Source organism: Leptospira stimsonii (assembly GCF_003545885.1).
Taxonomy (GTDB): Bacteria; Spirochaetota; Leptospiria; order Leptospirales; family Leptospiraceae; genus Leptospira; species Leptospira stimsonii.
Window position 1 is genome coordinate 944,873 of sequence record NZ_QHCT01000001.1, and the last position, 12,996, is coordinate 957,868.

16 protein-coding genes are annotated in these 12,996 nt (G+C 41.0%); 11 read left to right on the forward strand and 5 right to left on the reverse strand.

Annotation, left to right across the window (positions count from 1 at the left end; all coding sequences use genetic code 11):
- Positions 1–49 precede the first annotated feature (49 nt).
- Both DLM75_RS04595 and DLM75_RS04600 read left to right on the forward strand, forming a co-directional pair.
- Positions 50–1,810, forward strand: a complete 1,761-nt coding sequence (locus DLM75_RS04595; protein WP_118967304.1) for an acyl-CoA dehydrogenase family protein — start codon at positions 50–52, stop codon at positions 1,808–1,810.
- Between the two features lie 56 nt (positions 1,811–1,866).
- On the forward strand, positions 1,867–2,358 hold the full coding sequence (locus DLM75_RS04600) for a hypothetical protein (protein WP_147456604.1): 492 nt from the start codon (positions 1,867–1,869) through the stop codon (positions 2,356–2,358).
- Between the two features lie 4 nt (positions 2,359–2,362).
- Here the strand turns inward: DLM75_RS04600 and DLM75_RS04605 are convergent, their stop codons facing one another.
- The gene (locus tag DLM75_RS04605) at positions 2,363–2,818 is read right to left on the reverse strand and encodes a PaaI family thioesterase (RefSeq protein ID WP_118967306.1); all 456 of its coding nucleotides are present in this window, start codon (positions 2,816–2,818) and stop codon (positions 2,363–2,365) included.
- Positions 2,819–3,264: 446 nt separating this feature from the next.
- On the reverse strand, positions 3,265–3,627 hold the full coding sequence (gene lfb1 / locus DLM75_RS04610) for an LIC10280 family protein (protein WP_118967307.1): 363 nt from the start codon (positions 3,625–3,627) through the stop codon (positions 3,265–3,267).
- Positions 3,628–3,899: 272 nt separating this feature from the next.
- Between lfb1 and DLM75_RS04615 the strand changes: the two genes are divergently transcribed.
- The 5 genes from DLM75_RS04615 to DLM75_RS04635 all read left to right on the forward strand — a co-directional run bounded on the left by DLM75_RS04615 (position 3,900) and on the right by DLM75_RS04635 (position 7,449).
- Entirely contained in the window at positions 3,900–4,913 is a 1,014-nt protein-coding gene (locus DLM75_RS04615; RefSeq protein ID WP_241547822.1) for an SPFH domain-containing protein, read from the forward strand.
- A complete protein-coding gene (locus DLM75_RS04620) occupies positions 4,910–5,833 on the forward strand; it encodes an NAD(+)/NADH kinase (protein WP_118967309.1) in 924 nt (307 codons plus the stop codon). The genes DLM75_RS04615 and DLM75_RS04620 overlap by 4 nt, the downstream gene beginning before the upstream one ends.
- 134 nt (positions 5,834–5,967) lie before the next feature.
- Complete coding sequence (locus DLM75_RS04625) at positions 5,968–6,405, forward strand: MarR family winged helix-turn-helix transcriptional regulator (protein ID WP_158586439.1); 438 nt, start codon at positions 5,968–5,970, stop codon at positions 6,403–6,405.
- Between the two features lie 10 nt (positions 6,406–6,415).
- Positions 6,416–6,919: a RidA family protein gene (locus tag DLM75_RS04630; RefSeq protein ID WP_158586440.1), complete on the forward strand. Its 504-nt coding sequence runs from the start codon at positions 6,416–6,418 to the stop codon at positions 6,917–6,919.
- Between the two features lie 107 nt (positions 6,920–7,026).
- Entirely contained in the window at positions 7,027–7,449 is a 423-nt protein-coding gene (locus tag DLM75_RS04635; RefSeq protein ID WP_118967312.1) for a nuclear transport factor 2 family protein, read from the forward strand.
- Between the two features lie 71 nt (positions 7,450–7,520).
- Here the strand turns inward: DLM75_RS04635 and DLM75_RS24970 are convergent, their stop codons facing one another.
- Both DLM75_RS24970 and DLM75_RS04645 read right to left on the reverse strand, forming a co-directional pair.
- The gene (locus tag DLM75_RS24970) at positions 7,521–7,826 is read right to left on the reverse strand and encodes an Ada metal-binding domain-containing protein (RefSeq protein ID WP_206610861.1); all 306 of its coding nucleotides are present in this window, start codon (positions 7,824–7,826) and stop codon (positions 7,521–7,523) included.
- Positions 7,813–8,562: a 2OG-Fe(II) oxygenase gene (locus tag DLM75_RS04645; RefSeq protein WP_118967986.1), complete on the reverse strand. Its 750-nt coding sequence runs from the start codon at positions 8,560–8,562 to the stop codon at positions 7,813–7,815. The genes DLM75_RS24970 and DLM75_RS04645 overlap by 14 nt, the downstream gene beginning before the upstream one ends.
- Before the next feature lie 186 nt (positions 8,563–8,748).
- Between DLM75_RS04645 and DLM75_RS04650 the strand changes: the two genes are divergently transcribed.
- The 3 genes from DLM75_RS04650 to DLM75_RS04660 all read left to right on the forward strand — a co-directional run bounded on the left by DLM75_RS04650 (position 8,749) and on the right by DLM75_RS04660 (position 10,470).
- Positions 8,749–9,045 (forward strand): ArsR/SmtB family transcription factor, encoded by a 297-nt coding sequence (locus tag DLM75_RS04650; protein ID WP_118967313.1) that lies wholly within the window; start codon positions 8,749–8,751, stop codon positions 9,043–9,045.
- Between the two features lie 48 nt (positions 9,046–9,093).
- Positions 9,094–9,960 carry a sterol desaturase family protein gene (locus tag DLM75_RS04655; protein ID WP_118967314.1) on the forward strand — a complete coding sequence of 289 codons (867 nt, stop codon included), beginning with the start codon at positions 9,094–9,096 and terminating at the stop codon, positions 9,958–9,960.
- Positions 9,961–10,086: 126 nt separating this feature from the next.
- Positions 10,087–10,470 carry a hypothetical protein gene (locus DLM75_RS04660; RefSeq protein WP_118967315.1) on the forward strand — a complete coding sequence of 128 codons (384 nt, stop codon included), beginning with the start codon at positions 10,087–10,089 and terminating at the stop codon, positions 10,468–10,470.
- Positions 10,471–11,413: 943 nt separating this feature from the next.
- Here DLM75_RS04660 and DLM75_RS04670 read toward each other — a convergent pair.
- Entirely contained in the window at positions 11,414–12,127 is a 714-nt protein-coding gene (locus DLM75_RS04670) for an SOS response-associated peptidase (protein ID WP_118967317.1), read from the reverse strand.
- A gap of 187 nt (positions 12,128–12,314) precedes the next feature.
- On the opposite strand from DLM75_RS04670, the gene DLM75_RS04675 reads away from it, so the two are divergent.
- Positions 12,315–12,743: an SRPBCC family protein gene (locus DLM75_RS04675; protein ID WP_118967318.1), complete on the forward strand. Its 429-nt coding sequence runs from the start codon at positions 12,315–12,317 to the stop codon at positions 12,741–12,743.
- The last annotated feature ends 253 nt before the right edge of the window (positions 12,744–12,996 follow it).

Genomic DNA, 12,996 nt, shown 5'->3' on the forward strand with positions numbered 1-12,996 from the left:
CTTCTCAATGGTTTTAACTATTGGGCATATTCGAGAGGTAAGAATCCACATGATCATCAGTAATTACTTTCAGGACAACGAAGATCTCAAACTCGTATTTGATGAGTTGATCGACTGGGATGAAATTGTCCACGCATTCGAACACAACTTCGAAGACGCAGAAGAATACAAAAAGACCGGAAATGAACGATTGGCATATGCTCCTTCCAACATCGAGGAAGCCAAAGAATACTATAAGTCCGTATTGGACTCTTTAGGCGAAATCATGGGAGAATTTGTGGCTCCCAGAAGTAAGGAAATGGATCAGATCGGTCTCAAATACGAGAACGGAAAAGTGACGTTTCCGAAGGCGCAGGAAGAATGTTACAATACTCTGAGAGATGCCGGTTTGATGCCGATTTCTATCAGCAGGAAATACGGCGGAATGGGTTTGCCCGCAACCGTTCAATCTTTTATGTGCGAAATTTCCGCTCGGGCGGACGCGGCATTCTGTCTTGCCTACGGGAATATCAACATTGTCGAAATTATGGAACGTTATGCGTCACCGGAAATGTGCGAGAAGTGGATTCCTGAAATTGCGGCCGGAAAATACAGCGCGGCAATGGCATTGACCGAGCCGAACTACGGTTCCGATCTTCCGAACGTACAAACAAAGGCCGTTCAAGACGCAAACGGTGTCTGGAGAATCACCGGAGCAAAACGTTTCATCACACACGCCTGCGGATATGTCAACGCACCTTCCGTGATTCTTACATTAGCGAGAACCGGAACGCCGGAAAGCGGTGCAAGAGGACTTTCTTTCTTTTTGGTGAAGGGAAGCGACGTGCATGTCGCCGGAGTAGAACACAAAATGGGACTTCATTGTTCGCCGACTTGCGAAGTTGTTTTTGAAAATTCTCCGGGAGAATTGATCGGAAAAACCGGATACGGTCTCGTGAAATACTCGATGGGAATGATGAATGCGGCAAGGCTAACGATCGCAACTCAATCTTTGGGAATTGCAAGCGCCGCCTATTTCGAAGCTAAGAAATACGCGTCCGAAAGAATTCAGTTCGGAAAACCGATCGAACAAATTCCTGCTGTAAAAAAAATGTTGGATCGAATGGAAAGGGAAGTTCTCGCGACGAGAGTTCTGATCGCGGAAACCGGAAAGGCGATCGATCTCTATCACTGGCCGAAGGAACACCTGATCAAGATAGAAGGAAAGACGGAAAGAGACGCCAATCAAGACGAAATCATTCGTCGTTGGGAAAAGCTCGCGGATCTTTTTACACCGCTCAGCAAATACTACGCTTCGGAAGGATGTGTTTCGATCGCATCGGACGCACTTCAGATTCACGGTGGAAGCGGATACACCGAAGACTACGACGTCGCGAGAATCTACAGAGACAGTAGAATCACGACCATCTACGAAGGAACAACACAACTTCAGGTCGTAGCCGCGATTGGCGGTGTAGTTTCGGGAATGTCTCCAGCAGGTCACCTAAGACAATATGGAGAATCCGAACTTGCAAAATTTTCCGCATCGGAGGATCTCAAAAAAGTTTGGACCGATCTGGAAAGCGCAGTGACCGCGTACAAATCGATTCAAGACGGGAATGTAAAAGATTCCTTAGCTTTTGAAGTTGTTGAGATTTGCGCGAGGTTTGTCTGCGGAATGCTATTAGAAAGATCTCTCAAGGTGTTGAGCGGAAAAGACCTCGATAAGAGAAGAGCCATTTCGCAAGCGTATCATCTAGACAGTCTCGCGACTGCGAACGCGAATCTGTTTAAGTTGGAAAGAGCCTCCAAACAAGCTGTTCTCGCCTAACACAAAGACCTCTGCCGAGCGTTTGTTTGGCAGAGGATTTTCCCGATTCAAGAAGAATGAAATTCATATTCTTTTTTTGTATAAGCCTAGTCGCAACTTTCTATACGGCGCTCCTTTTGGCCGGAATTCAATCGCGTCCGATTCAGAGGGAGGCGAAAATCAAAAACAAAAATTCAAACTGCTGTTCGGTTGAAAAACAATACGGAGATTCCGTCGTGTTGGAAAGCGTCTGTTTGGAAAAGGATCGAACCGTATTCAATTTTCGTTATTTACTTTCGAATACGATATGTTCTTATTCCGATCGCCTCGAAATGAAGGATTCGAATTCGAACCGCTATCGATCTTTGGGGATGAAGGGAATTCAAGAATGTCCACAACTGTTCTACGCCAAACGAGGACATCGTTTTCAGTGGTATTTCGAATCGCTCAAAGGAAATCCCGACTCGCTGGATATTACGGAGGACTTGAACGCGGAACTATTGACGCCGAATTGGAGATGGTGGCATTGGGAGAATATCAACGTATCTCAATGCTCCGTGAAAGAATAGAAATTCAACCTCCGCTGTACTGACTTCCCACCACTGCCATCGTTACCGTCGCCTTTGCGATATGTTTTTCACGATTTTTATGAATTGCGTAAACGTCGGAATTGACGACGATTACCGTGGCTCCGTGATAAAAGACCTTCGCCTCGCAACGAAGTCGGTTTCCGATTCCGGTTCTTAAAAGATTGATCTTAAATTCCAGCGTCAATACGACTTGTTTCTCGCTGACTAACGTTCCCGCCGCTCCTCCTGCGGAATGATCGGCGAGGGTTGAGATCACACCAGCGTGAACATAACCGTTCTGTTGGAGGTGTTTTTCTTGAATGTCCACGAACGTTCGTAACGCGCCTAACTCGATTGAATCGATTTGGATTTCGAGGAGATTGATAAAATTGGCCTGATGAAAAATTTTGTGAATTCGATCCGAATAGTTTGGATCTTTTGCTCTGAATTCTTTAGTCATGAGAACTCATCATTCAAAGTAAAAAAAGAAAATCAAATGAATTTCGAACGATACGTTCAGTTTCCAAGGTCTTTGTTTCCGAAGAATCAATTTAGTTTTAAATAAAACTAATTGTGGTTCGTCTGTCTTTTTAAAACGGAAATCGTTGAAGCATCCTCTCTTTCGGACTTAAAGTCCGGTTTCAAGAAGAATATTACCGAGAAACTTTGTCGGAACAATTGAATACTGCTCTGAAAGAGGTTTGTCTTTTGAAGGGTGAAGTTTTCGGGGAGATTCCCAAATTAAAAATCTACAAAGAGTTACTTCTTGTTTTCAAAAATGGAAACTTAAAAAGAATAAAACCGAAAGGAAGAATTTTATTGAAAGGATCGGATTAAAGCGGAAAAACAACCGGTTGTAGAACAATCAAATTCGATCGTTCTACAACAAATTATATGAGTATATTATTATTTTCTCAATGTCTCTGTGGCGCTTCCGCCGGCCCACGTCCCTTCCAGAAGGCGTCCGCCATTCTTCACTTCGTAAATAACCGGATCATTTTGTCCCCAATCAACAGTAAGGGTACTTCCGTCCAAGGATCCGGTTCCCGTAAACGACTGCCCAGCGACGCTCCAAGTAAAAAGGTATTCTCCATTGGATTGGGTGATCGTGACCGATCCTCCATAAGAGGAGCCGTCCGGGTTGGTTCCACTTACCTTGTATTTCCCGCTTATCGAAGACGGGTTGATTTGACCGATTTGTGCGCTCGCGGTTGAAATAAATCCGAACACGAAAGCGACAATGAAAAGTCTTGATACGATTCGAAACATTTGCGTATTTCTCCTTGAAGATAAAAGAGAAAAATACTGTGCTCAGAATTTTTAAAAAGTCAATAAATTATTCGAAAAAAGAAAGGAACTTCTGCGGAATTTTCATTTCGGCTTTGAAGATTTGAATGTAAATTTAGGAATTCGACGTTTTGAGCGAACAAAATGATTTGATTGAAAACTTAGTTTGTGGATGATGCAAAGACTTGAGTTGTTTTTAGAAGAATCAGAATCCGAAGTTAAGAACGGTAGGGAGCATAAGATCCATGTTTGGAATGAATTATATACAATTCGATTCGATGACGCACGTAATCCTTTATAAAAACGGAAAGGTTTCAAAGGAAGGAAGAGGGCTTTCCTTTTTTTATTTCGCGCCTACGAGTTCGATTTCGGCGATTCCTCTCGGAAGTAACGATTTGCCGTTTATCTTTAACGAATCTACGAACGATTATCAAACGGTTTCGATTCAGGGGCAGATCACTTATAAGATTTCGAATCCGAAGTCATTATCAGAACTTCTGGATTTTACGGTCGATGCAAAAGGCACTTATAAGAAAAACGAAATCGAAAAACTCAATCAACGAATCATCAATTACGCACAGACTTCGACTTCTTCTTACATTCACGGAATCGGCTTAAAGGATTCGATTCGTTCCGCGAAGACGATCGAGACACAAATTCTTCAAGGACTTCAAACTTCTCCGGCGATTTCAACTTTGGGAATCGAGATTCTTAACGTAAATATTCTTGCGATTCGTCCGAACCCGGAGATGGAACGAGCTCTGGAAACCGAAACTAGAGAAAAGCTTCAACAGGAAGCGGACCAAGCGATTTACGAAAGAAGAAACTTTGCCGTAGAACAGGAACGTAAGATCAAGGAAAGCGAACTAAACACTGAAATTGCGGTAGAAGAAAAGAAAAAGCAAATCTCCGAAAAACAGATGGAGGCTAAGATCATGGAAGCCGACAACAAAAGAAAACTCAGAGAGATGCAGATCCAAGCCGATATCGCAATCGAAGAACAAAGAAAAAAATTTATCGATACAAAAACCGCAAATCAAAGAAAGGAAGCCGAAGCCCAAGGGTTCGTAACGGAAACGACTTTGAAACCGTTTCGAGATATCGACTGGAGAACGTTAGTCGCTTTGAATAACAATCCGGACCCTCGTTTTAACATCGCGTTAGCTTTTAGGCAATTGGCGGAAAACGCGGAAAAAATCGGGAATCTTAATATAAGCCCGGATCTTTTGGAGAATCTGCTTCAGGAGAAAAAAGATTCCAAAAAATGAGCGTTGAATATGCGATCATCGTAAAGAATAAAACTAGGCTCGAGGCTCTTGTTGAAAGATTCAATACGAAACAGCAAGCCAAGTTTTATATCGAAAGACTGGGAGGAAAATTTGAAGACTACGAAATCGAACACGAGATCTTTCAACAATCTCTTGATACGATTCAGAAACGGCTTTCAAAGACGATCAAATATAAAATCGTTGAAAGAATCTTTCTCCCTTCCTTTCTTTTTTCGGAAAAAAATCTCATCGTTACGATCGGACAAGACGGCCTCGTAGCCAATACCGCCAAATACTCGAAGGGCGTTCCCATCGTTGCGGTCAATCCGGACGCAGAAAGATATGATGGGGTATTACTTCCATTTGATACTCACAATTTTATTTCCGGGGTGGAGAATGTGATGAGCGGTCATTATTCTTCCAAGACGGTTCGTTTTGCGGAAGCAAAGCTAAACGACGGTCAGAGATTGCTCGCGTTCAACGACCTTTTTATCGGACCTTCTTCTCATACGTCCGCGCGGTATAAGATTTCATACGATCAGAATTCGGAGGAGCAATCGTCTAGTGGTATCATCATTTCCACTCCCGCTGGAAGTACCGGATGGCTAAGTTCTATCTTCAATATGGCTTACGGAGTGACAGGGCTTTTCGAAAAGGAATTAAAACTAAAACGCCCCGCCCTCAAAGAGGATCAGCTCTTATTCGCGGTAAGGGAACCCTTCCAGAGCGTTCGAACTCAGATCGGAATCACTGCGGGAATTCTTACTAACAATTTTCCTCTGACTGTCGAGTCCTTGATGCCTTCGGGCGGAGTAATCTTTAGCGACGGTATCGAATCGGACTATTTAAAATTCAACTCCGGTATGATCGCGACGATCGGAGTTTCGAAAGAGAATGCAATATTGGTTCTGAAAAATTGATCCGATAAGAAGATCGGCTTTATGTAAAGCTCCCTGTTTCTCAAACGGAAACCGAAATACGATAATCATAAAATAGAAATCGATGAATGCAAAATATAGTTGCCTTAGTAACTAAATGTTGCCATAATCGTAAAATGGTTTCAATAAAAGACGCTTACGGATTTTTAATCGTCCGATCCAATCGTTTGTTTCGATTACACTTTCAAAGATTTTGTCAAAGACACGAGATCGACATCAGTCAAGAACAATGGTTTTTGCTAAATAAGATCGCGCACAGTGAAGGATTAACCCAGGGAGATTTGACCGATGATTTGTTCGGAGATAAACCGAACATTTCTCGCATGGTGGAAAAGATGGAACAAAAAGGCTGGATAAAAAGGATAAACGATTCCGAAGATCAGCGAATTTTACGTCTTCATCTTACGAAGAAAGGAAATGCGACTCACGAAAAAATGACAAGTATAGTCGGAGAGGAGCGAAGTAAAATTTATTCAGGTTTAAGTTCGAAGGACTTCAAAGAATTTGAAAGAATCATTGGAATCTTAGAGAAAAACCTTTTGGCGAATTTATAGGAGAAATCTCGTGATTCTGCAAAAAATCAAAAAGTTATTCGATAAAAAAGTAACCTTGTGGCTACTACCATTCTGGACGCTGATTCTTGATTGCGGTTTTGTTTCTCATAAACAACACCGGGCGATCCGTTCGTCAGAGGTTTACAATACCTGGGAATACGGGTTTTCACAGGGAATCGTTACAGATTCTCCTAAAACGATTTACCTTTCGGGGATCGTCGGATGGAATCCAAAGAGACAACTGCCTGATCCGAATGATTTTGAAACGCAGACGATTCAAATTTTCGAAAACCTAAAGCTACTATTAAAATCCGAAAATGCAACGCTCGACGATGTCCTACGTTTAGAAGTTTTTATCGTAGGAATCGACAAATCGAAACTTACAACGTATTCGCGAATTTCCGGGCAATTCTTCAATTCGGGACATAAACCGGCGTCGACGGTGATCGGAGTCGAAGCTCTTGCCAGAGAAAGTCTTCTGATTGAAATTCAAGCGACAGCGTCGGTCCGCTGATTTTTTATTAAAAATAGTTGCCATGGAAACTATATATCGTCTAAAATGGAAAAAGGAAAACAGTTGCTATAGCAACATGTTGAAGAAAAAATCTTACAGGAGTGGGTATGAAACTAATTAAGTTTTTAACGACCATTTTTATGACGACGGCCATTTTCGCCAATAACGAGGAGGCCTCCTTAAAAAAGCAAATTCATGAATTCGTAAAAGCCGGTGATGAACGAAACACGGATAAATTGGAAACCGTTTTACATAAAGATTTTCGTCTTTATGCTTTCGTAGGAAATGCAAATCAGCCTTGGGAAATGAGTCGCGAAGGTTATCTAGGCGCTCTAAAAGAAGGGAAAATCGGAGGAAAGCCGAGGACATTGACCGTAACTTCTCTGAGAAGCGAAGGAAATCTTGCATACGCAACTTTGGTCATGAAATCCAGTGAAATGAATTTTGTAGTCAATCAACAATGGATCAAAACGGAATCCGGTTGGAGACTTTTGCAGGATTTGGCGAACGCTCAAGTTTTAAAAAAGTAAACGAAAAATTAGGGAAGTTTGTTTTGAATCGGGGTCGAAGAAAATTCAACGACCCCGACTTTCTGCGATCGTCAACGACTTCTCGTTCCTTGAATCCTCGCCTCCATTCCATTTTGAAAGAATTGATTCTTCCAAATTCGATATTCTTCTTTCATGCAATGTCCACAGGGTCTGAATCCGTTTTGTTCCGCATTTTTTCTTGAAGTAAAAAAGACTCGATTCTCCTTTTTCATTTTTTTTCCGGAACTACAATGGAGTTTCCCGTAAATTTTCAGTCGAAGATTTCCTCCATACTGTATATTAAGATTTCTGATTTCTTTTCTCAGTAATTTTTCATCTATTTGAATGTGCAGAATCATTGAATCAGTTTGTCGCATCGTGAAAAATAATTCCTAATGTGTGGCGTTCTCCGGAATAAACTTCGCTCACTCCGTGTTTCATAACGGCACGATAAAACCTTTTTTTACCTTGGATCGGTCTGAAGTTCGTCGTAAAGAGAATCATATCGCCTTGTTTCGGTTTGAGAACGATCGCTTTCGATTGACTTCTCGGAATCGTTTGTGTCATCACAAATTCTCCTCCTTCGTAGTCTTGATCCGGTTCGTTTAAGAAGAGAGCCGCCTGGAAAGGAAAGTAAACTTCTCCGTAAAGGTCCTGATGTAAAGTATTGAATCCTCCTTTTACGTATTTTAGAATCAATGCGGTCGGTTTTGTTTGATCGTTACTGCGACAAAATTTTTGCAAACCCGATATGTTTTTTGGATACCTTGTCTCAATTCCTAATTCGTTCATCCAAGAATTTGCGATGGGTGCCAAAAAAGGATAGATTGTCTCTCGAAGGCTTTGAACGAAATCAGGCAAAGGATAATCGAAGTATTTGTATTCTCCCGATCCGAAGCGATAACGTTCCATTGTAACCGTCTTACGATACAAGGAAGAATCCTCGTAGAGTCTGATTAGACTTTTACATTCCGATACCGAGAGTAATCTTGGGACGACTGCAAACCCATTTTTGTCGAGCTCCAGAGTAACCCGGAACCAATCGATTTTTTTTAGCTTAGAATGGATTCGAATTTTCGAATTAAATTTGCGAACGACTGATTTCTTTTTCATTCGCATATTTTATCTTACCGATTGTATTTCAAAAACCCGATTCTTGCGAACTGCGCCTTTAAAAATTCCGCAAGTCCGGATTTAAATCATTCGTGTCGGATCGAAATGAAGAAGGGAATCTTTTTCAAAAAATAAAGATTTTTCGGTTGATAAAAATAACATATCGTTAATTTTGGATATATAAATATGAAGAAAACTCAAGGGTTGGATTCCGAAGTGCAGGAATTTTTATCCGCCTTAGCCAGCGAGACTCGTCAAAATCTGCTCCTATCCTTTACGGATGGTAAAGAGAAAACAGTCGGCGAATTGGTTGAGATTTCAGGATTAGGGCAGTCAACGATTTCCACGCACTTGAATCAGCTAAAAAAAGGCGGAATTTTGCTTAGACGGAAATTGGGAAAGGAAGTCTACTATAAGCCGAATAGGGAAAAAATTCTGGAACATTTGTCAAAGTTAAACGGTTATCTGCGCGGGTGCTGTTGATTTTTTTATATTTATACATCGTTAAATTTAGATATTTAGGAGTATCGAATGAATTTGAATCTAAAGAATGTTATGAGGCGAATCGGGTTTCCGATTTTATTTTTTACCTTTGTTTGGATCCTCTTTCGGAATCCGGGAAATGTTTGGGTGAGTTATGGAACTATTTCGGTGATGATTTTTGCAGGTATTCTTTTGGAGAGATGGATTCCATTCGAAGAAGAATGGAATCGAAAGGATTCCGATCTTAAATCGGATTTATTTTTTTTCCTGTTTCAGCCGATCTTGGCTCCTCTTACCGGAAATGTTACCACTCTGATCACAATCGGACTTATGAGTTCATTGGGGATCGTTTCGCCTAACATAGAAAAGACGTCTTTATTCTTTCAAGTATTTCTCGGAATGTCCTTGTCCGGCTTCATTCCTTATTGGTTACATCGAATCGCGCATGTTGGAGGCGGTTTTCTTTGGAGGGCGCACGCGATTCATCATTCTCCAAAGAAGTTGTATTGGATGAACGCTTTTCGATCTCATCCGATTAACACCATCTGGAATACTGCGGGTTTATTGCTTCCGGCGGTGTTCCTCGGTCTACAAGCCGAAGCGGTGATGATCGTCGGTTTGTTAAATAATTTTGTGTCGATTTTTAATCATATGAATATCGATTTCCGTTTAGGGATTCTGAATCGAGTCTTTAATATGGGCGAATTACATCGCTGGCATCATTCTCAAATTCCGTCGGAAGGGAATCGCAATTACAGTTCCGGCGCTCTTTCCGTTTGGGATCAGATATTCGGTTCTTACTTCTTGCCGGATCAAAAGATCGATTCTCGATCCATCGGCTTATTTAATCCACAGAGCTATCCTTTCGGATCTTTATTCAAAGAATTTCTATTTCCGATTTGTAAATGTTCTTAGGCATTCGCTTGAGTTAGAGGTGAGTTCGTTTTAATTAACCTTTAACTCAAGATTCTTTCTTGAAGATACTTGTAAAAAGGACGCAATGGATTTCAAAAGGACTGTTGTAAGGATTAACTAAGAATTATGATTTCATTTTTTAAAAGAAAGTTAGACGTCATTCAAAAAATCGGAGAAGCTTCGATCATCCCTACTATTGTGAGTGCAGGTGTTTTGCTGGCGTTCTTATTTATTCCCTTCCTAAGCGAATATTTTAAGAAGAATTCGGATTTGGTTTTTTGGGTGATTTCTCCGTTTTTCCTGAGCGCGGGTATTTTGTTCGCCACGAAATTCGGTCTTTCGGTTATGATAACGGGAAAGGCAAAACAATCGGTGATCCCCGGAATTTATGAACCGGAAATTCCCGGCTTTCTCGCTAGGATCTTTGGCTTTTTTTATTTCTTATTCGGAAGTTTGGCCTTACTCTTCGGTCTGATATTTCTCATTTTCTCATTCGTTCAATTGTTCTGATGGTTTTATGAAAAGGTGGCTTCCGAATTTCCTCATCACTTTTAAGAAGCCTAAACGAACTTGGAATTTTTTTCTACAATTTCTTTCCGTCCACGAAATGAAGTTAGGTGAAACACGATGAACTTTTCTATCCGTGATTGAAGAAGTTTCAGTGGGAACCGATACCTCTTACTGCTTGAGTTGTCTCCATTCCAGTTTCTTTTTTATTCTTTCCCATGTCTTCGGTTTGAAAACACAATCTCGAAGGAATACAAGATCTTAGGTTGGAAGTTGGTTTATGCAATGATTCGAATACCTTTTTTTGTAAATAAAGTGATCTTTTTTCTCTTTTTCTGAAGAGAGAAATTCTTTTTTATATCGGCGCGATTCATTATAAATACAATTGTTCTTCTTTCTTTCGTCTGGAAGAAAACGTATTTCGGATCCTCCCTGGAAGTTAGGAACGCCACTCGGAATTTGAAGTATCAGAATCCGATTCTTATTATGGAAGTTATCGAAAAGGCAAACAATCGATTCGACGATTTGATGGAGCCAAAATTTTTCTAACGAGATGCGAATTGGGATTCGTTGATCTCGCAGTCGGGCATTGAGTTTGGACTAAACTTCGCGTTCTTATAACTGAGTTTATCGGATCAGCTTATACGAACTCGTGAATCTTAATCGGATGAAGGATGCGCGTAAATTTTTAATCGAGAAACCCAGAATGGGTGTTTTGGATATCGGTTTCGAAATAGGTTCTCATTCCAAGTCACAGTTCAATTCTCATATTTTAAAAACGGCCGGTGTTTCTCCGGCGATCTTTCGTAAGAATTTCCTTCAAGAAAAGAAAATCGGAATGAACCGATTCGAACGTTCAAACGAGCCGTTTTCTGATTCGAAGAGTTGTAAATCCTTTCGATAGAAAATTCGAACGGGAATCGTTTCCCCATTTAGGATTTGTTTTCTAAAAAAGACTTTCCGATTTTTCCAACGAAGAGATGTCTTCGAGACAACGTTCTCCTTGGAGTCGATTCTTTCGAGAAAGGATTTGTTTGGAAACGGGATACGCTCTCATCTTTTCAGGTGGGAATGGTTGAAAGAATTTAGAAATGTCTTCTTTTCTATTCATCGTTTCGTCGAGCCATGTTTCATAACCTTCGGGTGGAAGAAGAACCGGCATTCTTTTTTTATCATGATAGAGCGCGAAAAGATCGTTCGCCGGAGAAGTGAGGATCGAAAAAGTCTGAAGTGACTCCTTTGTTTGCGGATCGATCCAGCGAGAATAGATTCCCGCCATTCCAAACGGTTCATGGTCTTTCATTCGAATCGCATAAGGTTGTTTGTTTCCGGAGGGTCCTTGAGATTCGTAAATCGCGTCGCACGGTATGATACAGCGACTATGAAGAATGGATTCATTGAATGACTTAAGTTCGAACACGGTTTCCGATTTTGCATTGAACGTCGTAAACTCGAATGCGGCCTTTAAACTCTGAGACCAGGAAGGAACCAGCCAAAACATCGCGTCTTCTACTACGTAATCGCTTCCGTGTTTGAGTATGATCAAAGCGCCTTCGGTAAAGGATATGTTATAACGAGCGGGCACTTCGTTTATCGATTTTGCAAAGCGAAACGCGTTTGTTTGCGACCATCGAGCGGATTGGGCAAATTTGTTGCACATGGAGATTGGACTCCTTCCAAGGAACGAAAAAGCTTTCGATTCGTCAAGATTGGAACGAGCCTCTGAATTCCCGGGTTCGCTTTAATTCTTACTTGGATTCTAAAAAAAGTCGCACGAGTCGCGTTTTTACAATCCGGATATTGCGATCTGTGCTATAAAGAATTTCTCATTCGTTGAGAGGATAAAGATGAATCAAAAATTAACGTTGAAGAAAACAATTTCGATGGATGCGCCGATCTCCAAGGTTTGGAACGCGTTGATCGATCCGGAAGTGATCAAACTCTATCTCTATGGAACCCAGACGATCTCCGATTGGAAAGTCGGAAGTCCGATCGTTTTTACCGGCGTTTGGGAGAATCAGACTTACAGAGATCACGGAACGATTTTGAAGTTTGAAAAAGAGAAAATTTTTCAGTACGACTATTGGAGCACTTTTTCGGGGATTCCGGATCTTCCGGAAAACTATTCAACGATCACGATGGAGCTGAGTGTGGACGGAACTTCGACTATTCTCTCACTGACCCAGGAAAATTTTCCAACGGAGATGTCGTATGAACATTCGAATTCAGGTTGGAAACATTCCTTGAAAATTCTAAAAGAATACTTGGAGAAATGATTCCATCTTTTTTAGTTTTGTTATAGTTCCTACAAAGCAAAACATTCCTTTCACGTTTATTGGATTCGAACGTAAGATTTGCTCCAAATCAGAACCAGGATATTTTTCGTTCTATTCTTTTTCAGGAATCCTCTTTGTAGATCCTGGAAACGTGCTCTTCCGTTTTCGTTTTAGGTCGGAACTCCGTTGAATTTGCACGAAACATTTTGATCGGTTTCCGTTTGATATATTATCACTTTATAAAATGATTTTT

Coding starts and splice junctions, on each gene's coding strand:
- DLM75_RS04645 (WP_118967986.1), bottom strand. CDS start 8,562: ATGAAAAAGAAATCAGTCGTTCGCAAATTTAATTCGAAAATTCGAATC.
- DLM75_RS04660 (WP_118967315.1), top strand. CDS start 10,087: ATGATTTCATTTTTTAAAAGAAAGTTAGACGTCATTCAAAAAATCGGA.
- DLM75_RS04605 (WP_118967306.1), bottom strand. CDS start 2,818: ATGACTAAAGAATTCAGAGCAAAAGATCCAAACTATTCGGATCGAATT.
- DLM75_RS04625 (WP_158586439.1), top strand. CDS start 5,968: ATGGTTTCAATAAAAGACGCTTACGGATTTTTAATCGTCCGATCCAAT.
- DLM75_RS04670 (WP_118967317.1), bottom strand. CDS start 12,127: ATGTGCAACAAATTTGCCCAATCCGCTCGATGGTCGCAAACAAACGCG.
- DLM75_RS04655 (WP_118967314.1), top strand. CDS start 9,094: ATGAATTTGAATCTAAAGAATGTTATGAGGCGAATCGGGTTTCCGATT.
- DLM75_RS04635 (WP_118967312.1), top strand. CDS start 7,027: ATGAAACTAATTAAGTTTTTAACGACCATTTTTATGACGACGGCCATT.
- DLM75_RS24970 (WP_206610861.1), bottom strand. CDS start 7,826: ATGCGACAAACTGATTCAATGATTCTGCACATTCAAATAGATGAAAAA.
- DLM75_RS04650 (WP_118967313.1), top strand. CDS start 8,749: ATGAAGAAAACTCAAGGGTTGGATTCCGAAGTGCAGGAATTTTTATCC.
- DLM75_RS04620 (WP_118967309.1), top strand. CDS start 4,910: ATGAGCGTTGAATATGCGATCATCGTAAAGAATAAAACTAGGCTCGAG.
- DLM75_RS04595 (WP_118967304.1), top strand. CDS start 50: ATGATCATCAGTAATTACTTTCAGGACAACGAAGATCTCAAACTCGTA.
- DLM75_RS04615 (WP_241547822.1), top strand. CDS start 3,900: ATGAATTATATACAATTCGATTCGATGACGCACGTAATCCTTTATAAA.
- DLM75_RS04600 (WP_147456604.1), top strand. CDS start 1,867: ATGAAATTCATATTCTTTTTTTGTATAAGCCTAGTCGCAACTTTCTAT.
- DLM75_RS04675 (WP_118967318.1), top strand. CDS start 12,315: ATGAATCAAAAATTAACGTTGAAGAAAACAATTTCGATGGATGCGCCG.
- lfb1 (WP_118967307.1), bottom strand. CDS start 3,627: ATGTTTCGAATCGTATCAAGACTTTTCATTGTCGCTTTCGTGTTCGGA.